We start from the raw sequence: 21,260 nt of genomic DNA on the forward strand, positions 1-21,260 counted from the left end.
CTCATCGGCAACAGAGCTGTTCTGTTGTGCGTTCGGTTACCTCTCAATGGTGGGCCGGGCAGGGGCGTCGCGAGACGCGCCGGTTTCCGATGGGCCGGTAAGGCTAACCCTGTCTGGCTCCGCCACCCATGAGATTAGCCTCTCTGCTGGCGGAAATAATGACTGCCATTGGAGAATGTCTTATGACGAAAACCCTTACGAAAACCCAGCGCCACTGTATTGTCGGCTACCGCCCGAACCGCGGCGACACCAGCACACCCGCCCTGCAACTGAAGGGTAAATGGCTGCGCGAAGCAGGCTTTGAAACCGGCGTGCATGTCACAGTGCAGATATCGAAAGGCTGCATTGTGTTGATTCCCGATAATGACACCGTGCATGAACTGCGTGTGCAGCTGGAACAGGCCAGGGCGGTGATTGATTGCGTCAGGGCAGGGGTGAGGGGCGTTTAAAGTTGGGGGTTATTTTGCTCAATGGTTTGAAGGCTTAATCGACAGTAGCCTGGTAACTCGAAACCAGTCAAAAGGGGCGGTAAATGCCCCTGAGTAGATTCTGATTTATATGCTAATTTTTGGTATGAGATTAATTGCGCAGGCTCTCATCATATACATCGATTTTGCTGTAATTAGGATCTTTGCGGTAATAGACGATCGGCACTTCTTTAGCGACTTGATCTTTAATGAGATCCAGCGTGTTGATATTTAAGGACTGTTTCTCTTTTGTGTAGACTTTACCATCGACTGTAAAACTGTAATTTATTGTAATATCTACCTTTCCCATGTCGTCAGGCCTTCCGGGAACGTAGCTATCAATTTTGGCTTTGATATAAACAGGATCTTTTTTAATCTTCAGATAGAGATAGTAACCTTCAAGTAAATAGATAATAAAATACCCGATGAGAAGTGTAGGCCCGATTATTGCGATTATCCATGAGTACTTCGACATTATCCCAATCTGCTTTTGTTAGAATTTAGCGCGCAATTATATATGAGCAGATGAACATCTGCTACATAATAATTTATAAATAACTGACAAGTATGCGGCACTAATCAATTGTCAAAGTGCTGGTATCAAATAGGTTGGTGAGGAGCGACAATCGCTCCCGCGTGATGATCGTATATTCAGAATTTCCTTCTGTAGCCGCAAGATGACTATCTGCGAAAAACTGTTATTTAATTATTCGCCAATTGTTATTTGCGCAAGCTCTCATCATACACATCAATCTTACTATAGTTAGGATTCTTACGGTAATAGACTATAGGGACTTCTTTGCCTACATAGTATTTGTCTAAATCGAGTGTTTTAATATTTAATGCCTGCTGCTCTTTGATATACGTCTTTTCATCAGCAATAAAACTGTAGGTCATAACAATATCTACCTCACCCATTTCATCAGGAGTTTTTGGCAAATAGCTAACGATTTTTGCTTTTGTGTAGACTGGGTCTTTTTTTATAATGATATATAATAAATATCCTTTTAATATAAGGAAAATGACAAAGCCGATCATTCCAGAAAAAAATGACCAGGCTATCCATCCTGAATATTGCGACATAAATCCTCCTCAAAGCTAAGTAATTTGTAAATTAATCCGTTCGCAGTTTAGGCTTCTCTTTAATTGCACAGGCTTTCGTCATAAACATCAATTTTGCTGTAAGTAGGATCTTTGCGATAATAAACAATAGGAACCTCTTTGCCTATGTGGTATTTATTAAGATCGAGCGTGTTAATATTTAGTGTCTGCTGCTCTTTAGTATAGCTTTTATTATCAGCCAAGAAGCTATAGGTCATAACAATGTCGACGCGACCTTTTTCGTTTGGTGCTTTGGGAACATAGGTAACTATTCTAGCTTTGGTGTAGACCGGATCTTTTTTGATCGTACTGTGCAAAATATAACCTTTTATAATAAGTGAAATAATAAAGCCGAGTATAACGCAAGGCCCTATCATTGCGATTATTCCTGAGAAACTGGACATTGAAGACTCCTTGTAAGAACATCGTACTATTCTGATTTATAGGCTGAAAGCAGATATGAAATTAATTACGTAAGCTCTCATCATATACATCGATTTTGCTGTAATTAGGATCTTTTCGGTAATAGACGATCGGCACTTCTTTACCGATATGGTCTTTATTCAGATCTCGCGTGTTGATAGTTAAGTTTTCTTTCCCATTTGTGTAGACTTTATTGTCAGCCGTAAAGGTATAAGTTATTGCAATATCTACCTTTCCCATATTATTAGGGCTTCCGGGGATGTAGTTGACAATTTTAGCCTTAACGTAGACCGGATCTTTTTTTATCTTAAGATAGAGACAGTATCCTTTCAGGAAGTAAAAAATTACGCTACCGATTAGCAGTGCAGGGCCAATTGCTGCTATTATCCATGAATACTTTGACATCGTCCAAAACTTCTCTCGGCGAAATTAATTGCGTAATTTTAAATGAGATAAAAAATATATTCTACAAATATATTTGAAATAACAGGAGAGGGTGATGGAAAATGAATATTGAATGGGCCAGAATCAATGTAGTTACATGGCGCGGCAAGCGTTCCGGAGCGACGCTCATATGATCAGGCGATTCTTCTAATGCCTCCGCCTAATCATATGTGAAAATGTGTTGTGTAGTTATCCGCGAATAACTATTGCAGGCTCTCATCATACACGTCAATTTTACTGTAGTTAGGATTCTTACGGTAATAGATGATTGGGATTTCTTTGCCCACGTAGTATTTTTCCAGATCGAGGGTGTTTATATTCAAAGTCTGCTGATTTTTGCTGTAATTTTGATCATTAGCAATAAAGCTGTAGGTCATAACAATATCTACTTTGCCCAGTTCATTCGGCGCTTTAGGTACATAGCTAACAATTTTTGCTTTAGCATATACCGGATCTTTTTTTATGATTCTATACAAAAAATAGCCATGTAATATGTAGAAAACCATAAATCCCATGATGCCATAAAAAAAGAACCATGCTATCCATCCTGAATGTAGTGACATAAACTCCTCTCTGCATTACTTTTTCGAATTAATTCACACGCAATTTTAGCTATTATTAATTAAAAAGAATAAATTTTTATATCTGAGCATACTGGATTTTCATAGCTCTTTCCGGGAGAAGTTATCCAGTTCTTTAGAGAGCATGTTTATTTCCTTACGAATAAATTTTCGACGCCAATTTGAAAGGATACGAGCAGGAACGAAATGCTCAGCGAACGTGGGTTTGTTAGCGAGATACTTCATGACAATAGTTTTTATCTCTTCTGCACACCAGCCGTCCATCACTGGCGTAGGGTTGTAGAGTAGATTAGCTGACAGAGCAGGAGCAACTTCCTCGTCAAGGATCCGGAAGATCTCATCTTTGCTCATCCCTGACTCTCTCAGCAGCAGAACCATCCATTTGTAATCGTAATCCTGAAGCTCGCGCGCTGTGAAAAGTTCTGATAACGCCAGCCAGACAGTGGCACGATTTGATTGCGCTTTTTCTGATAGCAGCATTTTAGTAGCCCTCATTATCGGAGAACAGGAGGATGAGAATCTTCCTGGATTGTAAAAGTAAGTAAAAAATACCTGCCAAATGTCCAATCACGTTAGGTAAAATGATTATGGGTTATAAAAGAAGGATAAGGCAAATGGTTGATATTACTGCAGACATGCTTTGGAATATAGCCAGGCATTATAAGCATAAAGAAACCTTGCTAAATTCACAGCATTACAATGTCCATGCCATAGTACCACATTTAAATCAATGGTTTACCGTCTATGGAATTAATACCGAATTAAGAGCCGCACATTTTCTCGCACAGGCTTGTGTTGAAACTGCAAACTTCTCAAGCTTTACTGAAGTTCCAAGAGATGGCGGCAGGGAATATGATGCAGGAACGCGGATTGGACGCAATTTAGGTAATACAGAAGTCGGTGATGGTCCTAAATTCATTGGGCGCGGGTTATTGCATCTTACAGGTAGAGATAACTATACGAATTTCGGAAGCCAATTTGATAAAGATTACGTAACCGATCCCACTATGGTCGCCAGGAACCCATATGTTGCTGTTAAGGCTGCTTGTTATTACTGGAACCTCAGGCATGTTAATACGGCAGCAGACAGGGATGATGTAAATAAAGTCACACTTCTTGTTAATGGTGGTTATAACGGCCTTGAAGAAAGAAAAAAGGCATTAATAAGAGCAAAGAGAGAGCTTGGAATATTATGAAAATATCAGCCAGCATTATAGCAACATTACTTTTTTCGATGAGTTTTTCGTCTTTTGCTGCTGCGAAAAAATCTGACTTAACGTGTAAAAATCAAGCAATAACCGAATCCAAAAAACTTTTAGCATTTTACAGAGACAACGATGACAGAGCAGAAGTTGATAAGGATGTAACTGCATTGGCGAAAATGCAAAATCCGGAAAATAAATCTCAGTATTACGATGTACTCCAGACGTGGGGTTATATCTACAAAGGTAAGTACCGCATGCGATTCATCTTCCTCAATGACTGTACTCTCATGGGCGAAGAAATCTTAGAATATGCTAATCCGTAGTATCTCTCTGCGTTTCTTGATTTAACTGGAGCGGTTTTGCCGCTCCTCACCGAAATGTAATGGCGAATTTTTGTGTCAAATAAGATACAGCACATATCTGTTTTACTCTTTAATGGCTTCTGTGCAGCACCTGATTATTGTAATGCGACTTTGCCATCGCTTGTCTGGATATAAGTTTTTTCGCCTATGTTTATAAATTGCTTGCCATTCAGGTTACCCCTGACGATTATTGCTATGTTGTTATATACACATCTATCATAGTTTCCATCATTATCATTAAGACAGGTATAATCATCAACGGAACCATCTCTTGTTCCTTTAGGTAATGATTCATACCCATTGAATTTCATGATAACAACTGTAAAGTTGTAGGGGGTCGTAATAATATGATATTTCTGCTGCAGCCACTCCTTGTTTAGCAACCACCATTTCAATTTTCCTTCTGTGGTGATTGGTAAATTTTCGGCAAAAATAGCGCCATGATTTACTTTGACTATTTTTGTCGGTTTGACAGTATTCCATATAAAGTATGCAGCCATCACAAAAATTATAATTACTGCACTCTTTTTATAACTAAGCATTGTCTTTTCCTGTCAGTGTCATAGTCGCTTCAGGTTGATGGATGCTATTTTAAGCTAAACCGTTATATGTAAATGGTTCGATTATAGTTTTTCTTAACTTTCCTGGGGCACCCTTAAGCTTTGCACGGATACTGCTACATATGGCGATGATTAGCCTTTATACCTGGGTAAAGCTATTCACCATTTTTGCTTATTTTTTACTTGAAATTCTGTACGCGCAATACCTTTTGCATGCCTTGGGACGAATCTCATTGAAATGAATGCTACCGGGGGGAGCATCTTGATTCCAGGCCTCTTTAGATCTCATTTGCATGACAAACAAATTCTTCGTGGAACGTGGCAGTTGTTGGAATTCTCATTGGCGGGATAAAGATGGCAAGCGGTTACGCTATGGCGCGGGGTCCGCTGCTACCGGGGATATTGTGGAGGTAGTGGCTGGAGCAACGCTTTTCTTTCATGGTACCAGCAATCTGCTGGAGCAAGTTGATATGCAGAAGGAAGTGCCAAATCCACGAAATATTGCTAAGAATGCCTGTATGGGCGCTTCCCATGAATCTGGATATGCTTTACTTTCTCGTTGAAAAGCCGTTAGAACCCTACCTTATGTATAATCACAGTCACCCAATACAGTGCAAAGGGATACAGGATGAAATCTGCAAAATCCTCGGAAAATGATGTTTCGAAGAAGATATGGATACATGTAGTTGATATGTTCGATGCCTGCGGAAGAGGTATCCTGTCTATCGCGGCTTTTACTTGCCTATTTATTTTTGATGGGTGGTTATTTAAGTTAGGCGGTTTTTTGAGCTGCTTCGCATTGATATGCCTGATTATCTATGTTTCAGATAAACTAAAGGGAAGTGATGCATAATGCTTTTATGTAATCGACCATAGAATCTGGATATGGTTGTTTGCCAAAAGAAACTGGAGACCTACCTCATTTATGCCCCTCTATTGCAAGGAACTAAAAACGAAATCTGCAAAATTCTCCCTCGTTAAGTTTTGCAAATTTATTGGGTTTCAGTTTGCCGGTCTGGTCGAGGGGATATCGACCGGCGTTTGTTCCTGGGCTGCTTTCGGTAGCCTGTTTGTTTTGGATGGCTGGTTTAAGCTGACGGGATTTGTAGGGTTCTTTATCCTGGCCTATCTGATCGCGTGGTTAATGGACGTACTGAAAGGCGAAGCGTAAAAGCATTAAGAAACAGAGACGACACGCAGACCAAAGGGGTTACGTTTAGACGTGACCCCCTTTTCCTGTCTGGGTGGACCTAAAGTGGACATTGTATAAAATAAAGGGCTACGCTTTCACGTAACCCCTTGTTTTATTTGCTGGCGGTTAACGGCTTGGTTTTTCTTGCCATGGTGGAGTCTCCATGCGTTTAGGCCCAACGAAAACAATAGAGCTTTTCGTTGGGCCTATCAATGGGCCTAAAAGGTTCGGATTTAATTAGTTCAGTTAGGACTTCGCGGGACAATTTGAGGGCACAAAAAAGCCCGCAGGGCTTGCGCCGTGCGGGCTCTTAGGACTTCATCGGATGACTCTGGTAATCACCGATGGAGAATTTTGGTGGAGCTGGCGGGAGTTGAACCCGCGTCCGAAATTCCTACATCCTCGGTACTACATGCTTAGTCCGTCTTTACATTCGCCGGCCAGCTGCGGAAGGACACGCCACTGACAGACTAGCCTGATTAGTTTTAGCACTTCAACCCCAGGCAGGGCATCCGCGCGATCTCTTTTGGGTTTGACCTCTCTTGATCCCCGTCCTAAGAGCGGAGGCTAGGGAGAGAGGGCTCTAAGCAGGTTATTAAGCTGCTAAAGCGTAGTTTTCGTCGTTTGCGACTATTTTTTTGCGGCTTTTTACGAGGCCAACCGCCCCTCGGCATGCACCTTGGGTTTCGCGAATCCCGTCGAATCCAGAATCAGCCCCAAAAGTGTGATAAGGAGTATAGCAAACTTTCACCGTGACATGCCAGTCCATATCCGTAACGTTTTTACTTTCAACTATTTGCATGTTTTTTAACCACGTGGTTAAGCAGGATAGTTATATAGAAAAGCAATTATTTCAGACGTAAATAAATATAAAGAGTGACCAGAGCTAATATTAATTAGCTTTTTCTAATATATTATACATTGTAAATTTCTTTACATTTCTCGCGTTATTAATTCAATTTCTATTAATCCATTTATGCGCAAAATTAAGCGGCACTTAATTTGAGATATATCCCTTAAAATATATTCTGTATCGAAGTTGATTGTTATCAATTTGTGATTTAAAACGTTGCCTAAATAGAGAAGCTTGTTTATATCTTTCTTAATGTAAAAATTTATTAAATGATGATGGATTAACATAATAAATGAAAAACAATAACTTAGCTATTTTTCATCTCGTATGTCCCACATCCGCTCCCTGTCAATCCTGGTGAATTGGTAAACCGTAATCCTGCGCAAAAACAGATGCTCGCAGGCGCTCTAATATTGCTTTCGCATCCGAGGTGAAAATATGGCCCCGCAAAATAGTCTTCCTGGTTCCGTCGATGTAATAAACCAAAAAACTGGCGATGTCGTTGCGCAATATGCAAAAGGCAGCGACAGAGTAGTTAATCTGACTGAAACCAGTATCGTCCGCGTTAATGCTTCGCAGGAGTCAGTGAATTTCTTCGAGCGTGAAGGAAACGACCTGATCGTCCATATGAAAGATGGCTCCACGGTGCGCTACACCAGCTTCTTTACCGTGGATGGCGAGGGCCTGCACAGCGAGATGATTTTTGAAGATGAGCTGGGTACACATCAGGCCGCCTTCCCGTATGCGGCAGCTGCGGGGCCGGCCACTGCAGAGACCATCGTTCCGGCGTTTAGCGACGTAGCGCTGGGATCGCTGGTCGGTACCAGCGGCCTGTCGGCCCTGGCGGTACTCGGCGGCCTGGCTGCCGTTGGCGGTATTGTGGGCGTAGCCGCTGCGGCAAATAATAGCGGAGGCGGGAACAACAATAACGGCGGCGGTGACAACGGTGGCGGAGATAATGGCGGTGGCAACAACGGCGGCGGTAATAACGGCGGTGGCGACAACGGCGGGGGAGATAACGGCGGCGGCGAAACACCTGTGGTTCCGACGCTCAGAATTAACTCGATTGCCTCCGATAACATCATCAACCTTGCCGAATCGACCGAGCCGCAGCTCCTGAGCGGCATGACAGAAGCGATTCATGCCGGTAGTACTGTCACCATCAGCGCCAATGGCAAAAAGTGGACCACCACCGTTGCAGATGATGGCAGTTGGGGCGTCTGGCTCTCGCCGGCCGATCTGAACACCTTCTCACAGGGCTTCCATCTCTTACGCTTTGCGCTGGTGACCCCTGCGGGCGCGACCGCGGCGGCGGATACGCAAATCATGATCAGTACCACGCCGCCGGTGCTTGAGCTTACTCAGTTCACGCCGGGCGACATCCTCGATCAGGATCAGCACGTGGCGGATAAAATTGTCCGCGGCTATGTCGGTGCAGAGGATGCCGGCAGCACGATTTACGTCACGCTTAATGGCCGCACCTACAGCGCAATCGCCGATGCTGACGGTCAGTGGCAGCTGGTTATTCCCGCGGCAGACATGGCGCTGCTGGAAGACCGGCAGAGTTACACCTTGCTTTATCGCGCGGTCGATATTGCCGGTAACGTCTCCGAAGAGACGCGCGACTTCAGCACCAACTTCAACACCCCGGATATCACCATCAATCCGGTTGCCACCGATAACATTATCAACAGCGCCGAAATCCTCATCACGCAGGTGCTCTCTGGCCAGACCTACAACATCCCGCCGGGCCAGGTGGTGACCATTACCCTTAACGGCAAAACTTACTACGCCGAAGTAATGGGGGACGGCAGCTGGAAAACCTCAATACCGTCAGGCGATCTCGGTTTATTGCCGCAGGGTGACAATGCACTGACTGTCAGCGTTAACGATGCGGATGGCAATGCGATCGTCAGGACAGTTCCGGTTAACGTCGATACCTCTCTCACCGGTGTCGCCATCGCCATCCTCTCTACCGATGACTATCTCAACGCCAGCGAAGCGGAAAACCCGCTTGAAGTGCGCGGCGTCACCACCGTCTTTGGCGAAGGAGTGACGATTTATGTCACCGTCAACGGCATCAACTACCCGGTGACCAGCATTGATGCCTCCGGGCGCTGGAGCGTGACCATTCCGTCGGAAGACTTACTGCGCCTTGAAGATGGGGCAAATGTCATCACCGCTACGGTGGTACTTGACGATCAGAGCGCGCAAGACTCGCGCACGCTGAATGTGCAAGTTCACCGCTTGCCTGATCCGGTCATGGATGCGCCATTTGGCGACGGTTATCTCAATGCGGCCGAGAAAGGCGTCGATCAGGTGCTGAGCGGCAACACCGGCGTAACCAGTATCGGACAGCGCGTTACCGTCCAGGTGGCGGGTAAAACCTACCAGGCGACGGTCGATAACGACGGTACCTGGAAAGTGACCATTCCCGCCGGCGATCTGCAAAATATCCCGGATGGCCTCGTCACCGTGACGGTGAACGCCAGCGATGCGGCGGGTAACACTGCCCCGCTCACTCAGACGGCAATTGTGGATACGCAATTCCCGGCGCTGAGCGTGCTGCCGCTCACCAACGACGGCAAACTAAACGGCGCAGAACTGGGCCAGGATCAGGTTTTAAGGGGCGTAAGCGGGGTCAGTGAGCAGGGACAAACCGTCGTCGTCACCCTGAATGGCAAAACCTACACCACGGTGGTGGGCAGCGACGGTAACTGGCAACTCGCGTTGCCGGCGGCAGATCTGGGCGCGCTTCAGAGCGGCAATTACCCGCTGACGGTTACGCTGACCGACGCGGCCGGTAACCGTACCACCGTTACGCAGCCGATCGCGGTGAAAACCAGCGGCGTGGAAATTGGCGTACAGGCGCTTACTGACGGCAACACGCTGGATGCGGCAGAAATTAAAGTTGACCAGATCCTGCATGGCACATCCAACGCGGAGGCGGGCAGTATCGTCACTGTGATGTTAAATGGCGTGCGTTACGAAGGGGTCACGGACATTCAGGGCAACTGGCAGGTGACCCTTCCTGCCGCTGAGCTGCAAAAGCTGACCGACGGCGGCCAAACGCTCACCGTCAGCGTGACGGATGGCTTTGGGCAGAGCACCACCATTGAGTCGGGCTTTGGTGTCGATACCACCAGCGATGCAGTGGCGATCAACATTATCGCCAGCGATGACTATCTCAACGCCAGTGAAGCGGCGGATGGTTTAACCATCCGGGGTAACAGCGCAGGCCTGCCTGCGGGCACGGTCGTTACCGTTACGCTGAACGGCGTGAACTACCCGGCAACGATTCAGGCGGATGGCTCCTGGCAAACGGTAGTCGACCCAGCTGCATTGAAGGCGCTTGCAGATGGCACCCAGACAGTAACTGCCACGGTCACCACCAGCGGCGGTACGGTGCTTGATAGCCACAACTTCACGGTAGCCATCAATACCTTGCCGAGCGTGTCGGTCGATCCGGCCTTTGTGGATAACATTGTGAGCCTGGCAGAATCGGGCCAGAGCCAGACGCTGACCGGCAACACCAATGTTGTCGGCGCCGGGCAAAAAGTGGTCGCCATCCTGAACGGCCAGCAATACAGCGGCGTGGTGAATGCCGACGGCAGCTGGTCACTGACCTTGCCGCAGGGCGCAATGGAGCTTCTAGCCGAAGGGCCGGGCAGCTTGACCATCGTGGCGACTGATGTGGCCGGTAACAGTGCTAACAGCACCGTCAACTTTACGGTGGATAAAACCCCGCCGACATTAAGCGTTACGCCGATTAACGGTACCGATGTGCTCAACGGCAGCAATATCGCCGCCGGTATCACGCTTTCTGGCACCACCTCGAGCGATGCGGCTTCGGTGGTCATCACGTTTAACGGCAAAAACTACCCGGCAACCATTACCAATGGCAGCTGGAGCGTTAACCTCGGCAGCGGCGCGCTCGGCGATCTGCCTGACGGTGCCAGTTCATGGACCGTCACGGCCACCGACAGCGCAGGTAACGTAACGACAACCATCCGCACGGTGACTGTCGATACCTCCGCGCCTAACGTGGTGATGGATCCAGTCGCCCGTGACAACATTATCGATCTGGCGGAGCAGAACGCTGGCTTTAGCCTGACCGGACGCACGGTTCCGGCCGAGCCGGGTGCCACGGTCTCCGTCATCCTCAATGGGCAAACACTCACCGGCGTAGTGGGCGGCGATGGCCTCTGGTTCATTCCAGTCGCTCCGTCGTTGCTCAGCAGCCTGACCAACGGTAGCTACACCATCTCCGTGACGGTGAAGGATAGCGCGGGCAACACCTCGCCGCCGGTCTCCAGCACCTTCAAAGTCGATACCACCGCCAGTGCGATAGCCGTTAACCCGGTGGACGGCGATAACCGCGTCAGCGCTGCCGACATTGCCGATGGCCTCACTATCAGCGGCACGTCGGTGCGTATTCCGGAAGGGAACATCATTACCGTCACGCTCAATGGTGTGCAGTACACCGCCACCGTGACAGCGGGCGGTGGCTGGCAGGTGACGGTACCGAATGCGGATGCCGCTGCGATTGCTGATGGCACCGTTACGCTGACGGTCACCGGGGTGGATGAGAACAACGCGGTTGTCTCTAACGAACTGCCATTTACGATCATCACCCATGTGTTGCCGCAGCCGGTGGTGAATGCGCCGTTTGGCGATGGCGTAGTCAACGCTCAGGAAGCCGCTGCGGGCGGTAATCTGGCGGGTAATACCGGTGTGGTTGGTGCAGGGCAGAGTGTGACCATCACCTTTGATAACGGCACGCCGCTCACCGCTCAGGTGGATGCGAACGGTAACTGGACGCTGCCGCTAACGCCTGCACAACTGGGCGCGCTCGGCGAAGGCAGCCATACCGTAACGGTAACCGCGACCGATGCGGCGGGGAACACCGTCAGCAGTTCAGCGCCGATGACCGTCGATACGGTTTTACCGACCTTCGCAATCAATGACGTCACCACCGATAACATTATTAACAGCGCTGAAGCCGCTGGCGCGGTCACTATTAGCGGCACCGGCGACTACGATGCGCAGTCGGCGCAAACCGTTATCGTGCTGGTCAACGGACAGAATTATGACGCCATTATCCAGCCGGACGGCACCTGGAGCGTGGTGCTCCCTGCCGGTGCGCTGGCTGGCGTGCCGGATGGTCCGGTCGCGGTGCGCGTTACCGTTACCGATGCCGCGGGTAACAGCAGCTCGCAAACCAGTAGCTTTACGTTGGATGCCTCTCCCGCTAACGCGCCGCAGGTACAGATCGATAAAGTCGCCGGAGATGATTTTGTAAACCGTGCGGAAGCGAACGGGCAGAGTGGGGTAACGATCTCCGGCTCTTCACAGAATGTCGAAGAGGGCCAGACGCTGACGGTCACCTTAAACGGCAAAAATTATACGGCGACGGTTAACGCCGAGGGGCGCTGGTCGGTAACGGTACCGCCAGCCGATCTGGCGCAGGTGCCGGATGGCCGTCAGGCCATTTCTGTTACGGTGAACGATGTGGCGGGCAACAGCACTATCTCCAGCCATAACGTCACTTTCGCCGCACAGCCTGCGTCGCAGCCGACCATTACCCTTAATCCGGTGGCGCAGGATGATGTGATTAACGCCCTCGAGCGTGGTCAGCCGCTGAACATCAGTGGGTCATCAACGTCGCTGGCAGCAGGGACGGTAATCACCGTTCTGTTTAACGATAAAACCTATACCGGCAGCGTCAACAGCAGCGGTAACTGGACCATTACCGTGCCGCAGGCCGATATGCAGGCGCTGCAAGAGACGGCCAACGGCACGCCGTATGTCGTCTCGGCGTCGGCGGTCGATGCCGCGCTGAACCCGGCGAGCGCCAGCAGCAGTGTGACGGTCGATCTCAGTGCGCCGACGCTGGCGGTGGATGTTGCAGACTCGTTCCTTGGCGATGGCTACATCAGCATTGCCGAAGCGGCTGTCGATCAGGAGATTGGCGGCACCGGCACCCCTGGTGAGACGGTAACGCTTACCCTTAACGGCACTACGCTCTCGGCACTGGTCAATGAGCAGGGCGAGTGGAGCATGGTGATCCCGGCGGGGAGCTTGCAGGCATTGCCGCAGGGCACATCGCAAATCACCTTCGTCACCACCGATGCCGCAGGCAATAGCAACCCGCAGCCGGTCAACATCAACGTTAAAACCGTCGATGGCCCGACGATGACCCTTGACCCTATGTTCGGCAATAACATTGTCAGCATCAGTGAAGCTGCCAGCGACAGCACGCTCAGCGGCAGTGCCAGCGGGCTTGCCAACGGCACACAGGTTGTGGTGACCATCAATGGCGAAGAGTATACCGGTGAGGTCAACGATGGTGCCTGGTCGGTGGTGATCCCGAGCGGGTCGCTGGACACCAGCGGTCAATACACCGTGACGGTCACCGGGGTGGATGCGTTTGGTAACCCGGCGACGGTCAATGGCAACCTCGATGTAGTGCTGACACGGCCAACGGCCACGGTCACCGAACCGCTGTTTGGCGATGACAATATTCTCGGCCAGGCGGAAGCCAACGCCGGTGTGCAACTGACGGGTTCCACTGGCCAGGCCGGTCCTGGGCAGTCAGTCAGCATCATCCTTGATAACGGTCAGGAGTTTACCGGCGCCGTCGATAACAACGGCAACTGGATCGTCTCCCTGACACCGGCGCAGCTGATTGCCATCACCGACGGGACGCACGATGTGCAGATCTCGGTCACCGATCGCGCGGGTAACACGGCGGTTTCTGACCCGGTAAGCGTTGAAATCCGCACCGATCCGCTGCCTGAGCCGCAATTAGCGCCGCTCTTTACCGACGGCATTCTCAGCGCCACCGAGGCCGCGGGCACACAAACCCTGAGCGGGCAGCTTAACCTCGATCCGTCGCGCGTTGCCTCGGTTACCGTCAGCATTAATAACGGCGCGCCGCTGGCGGCAACCATCAATGCGGATGGCACCTGGACTCTGAATGTCGATAGCGCCACGTTGCAGGCGCTGCCGGACGGCGTGCTGCCGGTCACCGTCACGGTCACCGATACGGCGGGTAACCAGTCGACCGGGCAGGGCAGTTTTGAAGCGATTATCAATGCGCTGCCGCAGGCCAACTATGTGACGCCGTTCGGTGATTTCACCATTAACAGCGCTGAAACCGGGAGCGATCAGTTTATCACTGGTAACACCGGGGTGATTGGCACCGGGCAAACCGTGACAGTAGTGCTGGGCACCCAAACCTACACGGGCACGGTCAATGAGAATGGCGACTGGACGGTAAGGGTTCCGCAGGGCGATTTAGCGGCGCTGAGCGATAACGACTCGCTGCCGTTTAGTGTCACGGTATCCGATCGCGCGGGTAATACCGCGACCACCGATGCGCAGCAAACTCCGGACGTCACGGTGCACACTGCGCTGCCTGCACCGACAGTCACCAATCCGTTCGGCGATGGCATTGTCAATATTAGCGAAGCGGCAGGAGAGGTAACGCTGGCGGGTCTCACCGGTGCCACCGGGCCGAACCAGTATGTGACGGTGAAGATCGACGTCGATGGTGTGACCTATACCGCTAACGTCGATGCCAGCGGCAACTGGTCGGTGGTGCTCCCGGCCGGGACGCTGCAATCTCTCGCCCCGGGTGAGCATGAGATTTCAATCTATGCCGAAGATCAGTATGGCAACAGCAACACCAGCACCGTCGATTACCAGGTAGCACTGACACCGCCATCGGTGACCATCACCGCGCCGGTCTTCGCTGATGGTTATGTCAGCGCAGCGGAAGCGGCTGCCGGGACAACGCTGAGCGGTACCTTCTCAACCTCTTACCCGGCTAACGCGCAGGTCAAAGTGACCATCGGCGATCAAACCTTTGATGCCACGGTGAACGGCACCCAGTGGACGTTGACGATGGATGCTGATGACTGGAGCACCATTACGGCGCGCGGTCAGCAAAGCGTCACCGTCAGCGTGACGGACGGCGCGCAAAACGTCGGAACAGCCAGCATCACCACCACGCTGCTGCTCGACCCGCCGACGGTAAGCGTGACTGCGCCGTTTGCTGGCGATAACCTGCTCGATTTTGCTGAAAGCCAGACCAGCCAGGCGATTGGCGGCACCTCAACCGGCTTAGCCACCGGCGATACGGTGCGTGTTACCTTTGCAGGTGGAAACGTCTTCGAGACCACCGTACAGGCGGACGGCAGCTGGGAGCTGGTGTTAACGCCAGGCGATCTTGCACAGCTGCAGGCCGGTGCCATTACCGTTGAAGGGATTGATAAAGCGGGCAACGTCGGTACGGCGTCTAACGGCGGCACACTGAGTATTAATCTCACGCCGCCAACCTACTCAGTGAATATGGATCTGGTCGCGGGCGACAACTATGTCAACGCCACCGAGTTCAGTAGCGGAACGCTGCGACTCTCCGGTCAGGCTTTTAATCTTAACGGCACCACCTTGACCATCCTGAATGGCCAAACGACGCTCGGCACGGCGACGGTCAACGCGGATGGCAGCTGGACGCTGGATGTGCCGCGCACTGCGCTGCCGGACGGTAACTACACCCTGACGGTGCAGAGCGATACGCAGGCCAGCGCCACAGCCTCGCAAACGGTGGTGGTTGATACCGTCGCGCCGACGCTGGCGATGGCGCAATTCACCAGTAATGACGTGATCAACAGCAGTGAAAAAGCGGTGGCGCAGACCATCAGCGGCACCTCGGATGCCAACGGCAGCCAGGTCACCGTCACGCTGAATGGCAAAACCTACACTGCGCTGGTGGCTAACGGCACATGGTCGGTCGATGTGCCGCCATCAGATATGGCGGCGCTGGAGGATGGCAGCTACACCATTACTGCGACTCTGAGCGATGCGGCGGGCAACGCGACGAACGCCACACAGAACTTCACCGTTGATGCCTCCTCGCCGTTGCTGGAGGTGGATGCGCTCGGCGTTCCGGCGGTGCTGAACAGCGTTAACGCCGTCTCCGGTGTGGTGCTGCAGGGGCAGGGCGAGCCGGGCAACAGCGTGACGATTCAGCTTGGGCCATTGAGCTGGACCGGCACGGTCGATCAGCAGGGTAACTGGAGCCACACCTTCCCGCAGCTCGATCTCACTACCCTGACCGACGGGCCGCAGGTGGTCACCATCTCCTCAACGGATGCGGCGGGCAACACCTCCAGCAACAACCTCTCCCTCAACGTTGCGCTGAACAAAGGCCTCGGCGTGGCCATCGACCAGGTGTTTAACGACGGGATCCTCAACGTTGCTGAATCACTGGTCACACAGCTGCTCACCGGTAAGGTGAGTGGCGATTATCGCGGCGCGAAAGTCTCGCTCACGGTAATCGGCACGGACTTCACCATTAACGATCTGGCGGTAGCGCCGGATGGCTCCTACAGCTTCTCACTGCCGCCTTCTCTCTGGCAGGGATTGATTACCGATACCTTGCAACTGCAAGTTAGTGTCGTTGATGCCAATGGCAATACCCGCTATGAAACGGTGGATGTCGGGCTGGCGCTGACCGACCTGCCGGTGGTTAACGATGTGGTGATCGCGGGCGATAACGTGATTAACCTCGTCGAAAGCACAGTGGCGCAGACCCTTTCCGGCACGGTGAGCAATGTCGCCAATGTCACAAGCGTGGTAGTGAACTTCGGCGGCCGGGCGATTAACGCCACCGTGGATGCGCTGGGTAACTGGAGCGCCGCGCTTCCGGCTGAACTGCTGAGCGCGCTGCCGGACGGCACGGCGACTGCCAACGTGACGGTGACCGATAAGTTTGGCAACGTCATCAAGAGCGATGCCAGCTTTAATGTCGTCAGCCATAACCTGCCGGCTATCTCTCTCGATCCGCTGTTTGGCGATGGCGTGCTGAGCATTCCTGAACTCGCCAGCGGCCTGCTGAGCGGTACGGCGACCAACCTTGCCGGGCGCGCACTGACCATCAAGATTGGCGATGCCACCGCCTTCACCACCAATGTTGATAATAGCGGGCGCTGGTCGGTGAACCTGCCGGATGCGGTGAAAGCCGCGCTGCAAGGGCTGGGCAGCGGTACGCAAACCGTCACCATTACCGCTACCGATCAGTATGGTAACCAGGCATCGCAGAGTGCGGGGCTGAAGGTCAACCTGGTAGCGCCGGTACTCAACAACGTGACGCTGTTTGGTGATGGGTTGCTGAACGTGGCCGATTCGCTGGTCAACCAGACCATTAGCGGTGTCGCCAGCAGTGCGCCGATTGGCAGCACCGTTCAGGTGGCGATTGGTGCGAAAGTCTTTAATGGTGTCGTGAATGCCGACGGCACCTTCGCTATTGCCCTGACGCCGACGGATCTTGCCGGGCTGGCGGATGGCACCTTTACGCCTTCTATTACGCTGCTCACGCCGGACGGTAACAGTTCAACCACGGCCGGTAGCCAGGTGATTATCGGCGTGAAAAATGTGCCGACGGTGGCGATCACCTCACTGTTTGGCAACGATGGTTTCCTCAGCCAGAGCGAAGCGCTGGCGGCGCAGACTATCTCCGGCACCGTTACCGGCCTGAGTTCCGGGCAGGTGACGGTGAATGTTGGCGGCACGGCGTATCAGGTGCCTGTCACCGACGGGCGCTGGTCGCTGGCACTCTCTGCCGGTGCGCTGGCTTCAATCGCCGATGGCACCCTGAGCGTGACGGCAACGGTAACCGATGCGGTGGGTAACACCGCGACCGGCAGCCAGCTGGTGAACGCGATTGTGCAGGCGGTGCCTTCGATCGGTATCAACACACTGTTTGGCAACGGGACGCTGGATCTTAACGATCTGCTCTCCAACCCGATCCTCTCCGGCACCAGCAGCAACCTGGCGGCGGGCACGCAGATCACCGTGAAGGTCGGTCTGCTCTCCTACACCACCACCGTGGGTGCCAACGGCCAGTGGCAGCTGGCGATCCCGGCGGTGTCGCTGCAAAACCTGCAGGATGGCAACAATGCGCTGCAAGTCTCTGCCAGCGCCACGGATGCGGCGGGCAATATCGCCAATGTGGTGCAGAGCGCCAGCGTGGCGATCCAGGCCCTGCCGACGGTGGCGATCACCTCGCTGTTTGGTGATGGCGCCCTGAGCCTTGCGGATATCACCACTGCGCAGGTAATTTCCGGCACCAGCCAGAATGCTGTCGGTTCGCAGCTGACGGTCACGGTTGGCGGTAAAAACTACCTCACCACCGTGGCATCGAACGGCAGCTGGAGCGTGACGGTACCGAAAGTCGATCTCAGTGCACTGGCTGACGGCACCCAGGCGGTGAGCGTCGCGGTGACCAACGCCGCCGGTAAAGTGGCGAACATTACCAGCCCGCTGGATGTCATCACCCATAATCTGCCGACGATTTCTCTCTCTTCGCTCTTCGGTAATGATGGCTATCTGAACATCAGTGAAGCGGCGAACGGTCAGGTAATCGGCGGCAAAATTGGCGGGGTGGTCAGCGGCTCGAAAGTGGTGGTGACCGTTGGCGGCACGGCAATCAACGCCACCGTCGATGCGAACGGCAACTGGACGGCGACGGTGAATAAAACCCTGTTGCAGGGGCTGAGCAGCGGCGCGGCGAAAGTGGGCATTTCGGTGACTGACCGGGTGGGCAACACCACCGCCACGGAAGCCGATGTGCAGGTGAAACTGACCCAGCCGACGCTCAGCACTAACCCAATTACCAACCTGACCAGTGTCCTCGGCAACGTCCTGCTAGGGTTGGTAGGGTCGGCAAAACTGACGATCAGCGGTGCGTCAACTAATCTCAATCAAGGGGCGATTGTTCACGTTAATTTACTCAACGCCGCCATGGCGACGGCGATTGTTGGCGCGGACGGCAAGTGGTCGACGCAGCTTGATGTCGGCCTCGATCTGGCGAAAATCCTCTCGCTCAATACGGTGGTGAACCTCTACACCGCGGATATGGCGGGTAACCTGGCCTACCTCAACGTTGGCCTTAACGGCAGCAACCCGACTACCACACCACCGGCGGGCACCAGCGCGTCGCTGATGGCAGAAGCCAACAGCTTCTCACTGCTGGCGGCGAGTGCGAGCGAAGAGTCGGACTCCACCAGCAGTGACAGCCTGAATGCGCAGCATACGGCCACGGTGGAGACGGCGCGTCAGCCAGAGACGGAGACGGCGGCTGCCGCCACGGCAAGTGACGAGAGCTACACCATTGGCGGGCTGAGTATCGATCTTGCCGATGGCACCAGTGAAAGCGGCGAAAGTGTCGAGGGGAGCAGCGGCAACGACACCATTCACCTCTCTTCGCTCGGCTTTGTGCAGATCGACGGCGGCGCGGGGACGGATACGCTAATGCTTGACGGTGCCAACCTGTTGCTGAACCTGATCGAACTGGGGAGCAAAGTCAGCAATATCGAGATAATTGATCTCGGTAAATCGGGCAGCAACAGCGTCACGCTGGATGTCAACGAAGCGCTGAGCATCACCGATAAACCGGAAGATGATCTGCTGATCAAAGGCAGCATCGGGGATGAGATCAACCTCAAGCATGGCGCCAGCGATACCTGGGCTATCAGCGGGCAGCGCGATGTGGATGGCATTCAGTTCGACGTTTATCACAACAGTTCGCAGGCCAATACCCTCAGCGATGTGCTGATCCAGCATGGCCTGCACGTCAATATGGTCTGACGTTCTGCCGCCTCAGGGATGAGGCGCATTAAGGAAGAGGTCATTACGGGCACATCAGGGGTGGATGAATGAAAAGAGCGGTAGGGTTGTTGTTATTGGTTATGCCCGTTACGAGTTTATTAGCAGCACCCGGCGAAGAGCAGGATTTTCGCTGGCAGAGGGCGCCGAGCGAACAGCGCGCGGCGCAGCTGACGATCAAAGACGCGATTTTGCGCGCCTTTGCCCGTAATCCAAAAATTGCCCAGGCGGCCGCACAGATCCGCGTGGGCAACGCCAATTTAACCGAAGCGGAGAGCGCCTGGTTCCCGCAGCTCTCTTTGCAGGGCAACCTTGGGCGCTCGCGCCGTACCGACTCGTCGGGGTCATTAAATAACAACGGTTCCGGCGGCGTCACCTTACGCCAGTTGCTCTACGATTTTGGCAAAACCGGCGGCAGCATCGATGAGCAGCACAATCTCTCTGATGCCTGGCGCTACGATCTCTACAGCACGCTCAATGAGGTAGGGATGCAGACCCTGCAAGCCTATTTGCAGGTCAAGCGCTACCAGGCGCTGGCTGACGCGGCACGCAACAATATCCACTCGCTGGAGAGCGTGCTGGAGATGGCGACGCTGCGCTCCGAAGCTGGATTAAGCTCGGCTTCCGATGGCCTGCAGGCGCAGTCGCGCATCGCCGGGATGAACGCTACGCTGGCGCAATATGAAGCGCAGATGCGATCCGCCCAGGCGGCGCTCAGCGTGCTGACCGGCGTGGTTGCCGATAACCTGCCCGACCTGCCTGAAGATCTCCTCAAACAAAATATCACCCTCGATGCGCTGCCTTATGAGCGCAACAACAGCGTGCGCAGCGCGCAGGCAAAACAGCAGGCAGCAGAGCAGCGTATTCGCCAGGCGCAGGCGCAGCACTGGCCGACGCTCTCGGTGCAGGCGGGGCGCACGCGTTACCAGAACGATCAAAGCAGTTACTGGGATGACCAGGTACAGCTGGTGGTTGATGCCCCGCTCTATCAGGGCGGGGCGGTGAGCGCCCGCGTCGATGCCGCGCAGGGCGATCGCGCCAATGCGCAGGCGGCGGTGGAGGCCAGCAAGCTGGATGTTAACCAGCGGGCGGCCACGGCGTGGGCCGATTTGACCGGCGCGCAGCTGCGCCAGCAGGCGGGCGAGGCGCAGGCCAACAGCGCCGGGCGGGCGCGCGGCGTCTACCGCGATGAGTACCGGCTGAGCAAGCGCAGCCTGAACGACCTGCTCAGTATTGAACAGGATGTCTTCCAGGCAGATACCGCGTCGATTACCGCGCGCTATGACGCCTGGGATGCCGCCGTGCGCTATGCCGCTGCGGCAGACAACCTGCTCGATATGTTGGGGGTTGAACGTAGTCGTACCGTGGGCGATGACCTGCCCGCGCTGTAAGCGCACAAC

14 protein-coding genes and 1 other RNA gene are annotated in these 21,260 nt (G+C 53.1%); 7 read left to right on the forward strand and 8 right to left on the reverse strand.

Annotated features, from left to right (window positions below):
• Positions 1–182 precede the first annotated feature (182 nt).
• Positions 183–449 carry a SymE family type I addiction module toxin gene (locus tag ABIC80_RS18255; RefSeq protein WP_429178098.1) on the forward strand — a complete coding sequence of 89 codons (267 nt, stop codon included), beginning with the start codon at positions 183–185 and terminating at the stop codon, positions 447–449.
• Positions 450–579: 130 nt separating this feature from the next.
• Here the strand turns inward: ABIC80_RS18255 and ABIC80_RS18260 are convergent, their stop codons facing one another.
• From ABIC80_RS18260 to ABIC80_RS18285, 6 genes are all read right to left on the reverse strand, one after another.
• Positions 580–942 carry a hypothetical protein gene (locus ABIC80_RS18260; protein ID WP_429178100.1) on the reverse strand — a complete coding sequence of 121 codons (363 nt, stop codon included), beginning with the start codon at positions 940–942 and terminating at the stop codon, positions 580–582.
• A 245-nt stretch (positions 943–1,187) separates the two neighbouring features.
• Positions 1,188–1,550 (reverse strand): hypothetical protein, encoded by a 363-nt coding sequence (locus ABIC80_RS18265; RefSeq protein WP_429178101.1) that lies wholly within the window; start codon positions 1,548–1,550, stop codon positions 1,188–1,190.
• A gap of 59 nt (positions 1,551–1,609) precedes the next feature.
• A complete protein-coding gene (locus ABIC80_RS18270; protein WP_429178103.1) occupies positions 1,610–1,972 on the reverse strand; it encodes a hypothetical protein in 363 nt (120 codons plus the stop codon).
• A 61-nt stretch (positions 1,973–2,033) separates the two neighbouring features.
• The gene (locus ABIC80_RS18275) at positions 2,034–2,396 is read right to left on the reverse strand and encodes a hypothetical protein (protein ID WP_320512908.1); all 363 of its coding nucleotides are present in this window, start codon (positions 2,394–2,396) and stop codon (positions 2,034–2,036) included.
• A 242-nt stretch (positions 2,397–2,638) separates the two neighbouring features.
• The gene (locus ABIC80_RS18280; protein ID WP_429178105.1) at positions 2,639–2,998 is read right to left on the reverse strand and encodes a hypothetical protein; all 360 of its coding nucleotides are present in this window, start codon (positions 2,996–2,998) and stop codon (positions 2,639–2,641) included.
• Between the two features lie 99 nt (positions 2,999–3,097).
• Positions 3,098–3,496 carry a DUF7079 family protein gene (locus ABIC80_RS18285; protein ID WP_429178107.1) on the reverse strand — a complete coding sequence of 133 codons (399 nt, stop codon included), beginning with the start codon at positions 3,494–3,496 and terminating at the stop codon, positions 3,098–3,100.
• A gap of 134 nt (positions 3,497–3,630) precedes the next feature.
• Here ABIC80_RS18285 and ABIC80_RS18290 point away from each other — a divergent pair, with 134 nt between their 5' ends.
• Complete coding sequence (locus ABIC80_RS18290; protein WP_429178109.1) at positions 3,631–4,212, forward strand: glycoside hydrolase family 19 protein; 582 nt, start codon at positions 3,631–3,633, stop codon at positions 4,210–4,212.
• Positions 4,209–4,544: a hypothetical protein gene (locus ABIC80_RS18295; protein WP_429178111.1), complete on the forward strand. Its 336-nt coding sequence runs from the start codon at positions 4,209–4,211 to the stop codon at positions 4,542–4,544. The genes ABIC80_RS18290 and ABIC80_RS18295 overlap by 4 nt, the downstream gene beginning before the upstream one ends.
• Before the next feature lie 134 nt (positions 4,545–4,678).
• Here ABIC80_RS18295 and ABIC80_RS18300 read toward each other — a convergent pair whose 3' ends face one another.
• Positions 4,679–5,125: a DUF943 family protein gene (locus tag ABIC80_RS18300; protein ID WP_429178112.1), complete on the reverse strand. Its 447-nt coding sequence runs from the start codon at positions 5,123–5,125 to the stop codon at positions 4,679–4,681.
• A 311-nt stretch (positions 5,126–5,436) separates the two neighbouring features.
• Here ABIC80_RS18300 and ABIC80_RS18305 point away from each other — a divergent pair, with 311 nt between their 5' ends.
• On the forward strand, positions 5,437–5,706 hold the full coding sequence (locus tag ABIC80_RS18305) for a hypothetical protein (protein ID WP_429178114.1): 270 nt from the start codon (positions 5,437–5,439) through the stop codon (positions 5,704–5,706).
• 362 nt (positions 5,707–6,068) lie between these two features.
• Entirely contained in the window at positions 6,069–6,314 is a 246-nt protein-coding gene (locus tag ABIC80_RS18310) for a hypothetical protein (protein ID WP_320512915.1), read from the forward strand.
• A gap of 376 nt (positions 6,315–6,690) precedes the next feature.
• Here ABIC80_RS18310 and ssrA read toward each other — a convergent pair.
• Positions 6,691–7,053: a transfer-messenger RNA gene (gene ssrA, locus ABIC80_RS18315) on the reverse strand.
• Positions 7,054–7,626: 573 nt separating this feature from the next.
• On the opposite strand from ssrA, the gene ABIC80_RS18320 reads away from it, so the two are divergent.
• Together ABIC80_RS18320 and ABIC80_RS18325 are read left to right on the forward strand one after the other, a co-directional pair.
• The gene (locus ABIC80_RS18320) at positions 7,627–19,842 is read left to right on the forward strand and encodes an Ig-like domain-containing protein (protein ID WP_429178116.1); all 12,216 of its coding nucleotides are present in this window, start codon (positions 7,627–7,629) and stop codon (positions 19,840–19,842) included.
• Between the two features lie 101 nt (positions 19,843–19,943).
• A complete protein-coding gene (locus tag ABIC80_RS18325; protein WP_429178159.1) occupies positions 19,944–21,251 on the forward strand; it encodes a TolC family outer membrane protein in 1,308 nt (435 codons plus the stop codon).
• Positions 21,252–21,260: the final 9 nt, after the last annotated feature.

Source organism: Kosakonia sp. 1610, from assembly GCF_050435845.1.
GTDB lineage: Bacteria > Pseudomonadota > Gammaproteobacteria > Enterobacterales > Enterobacteriaceae > Kosakonia > Kosakonia cowanii.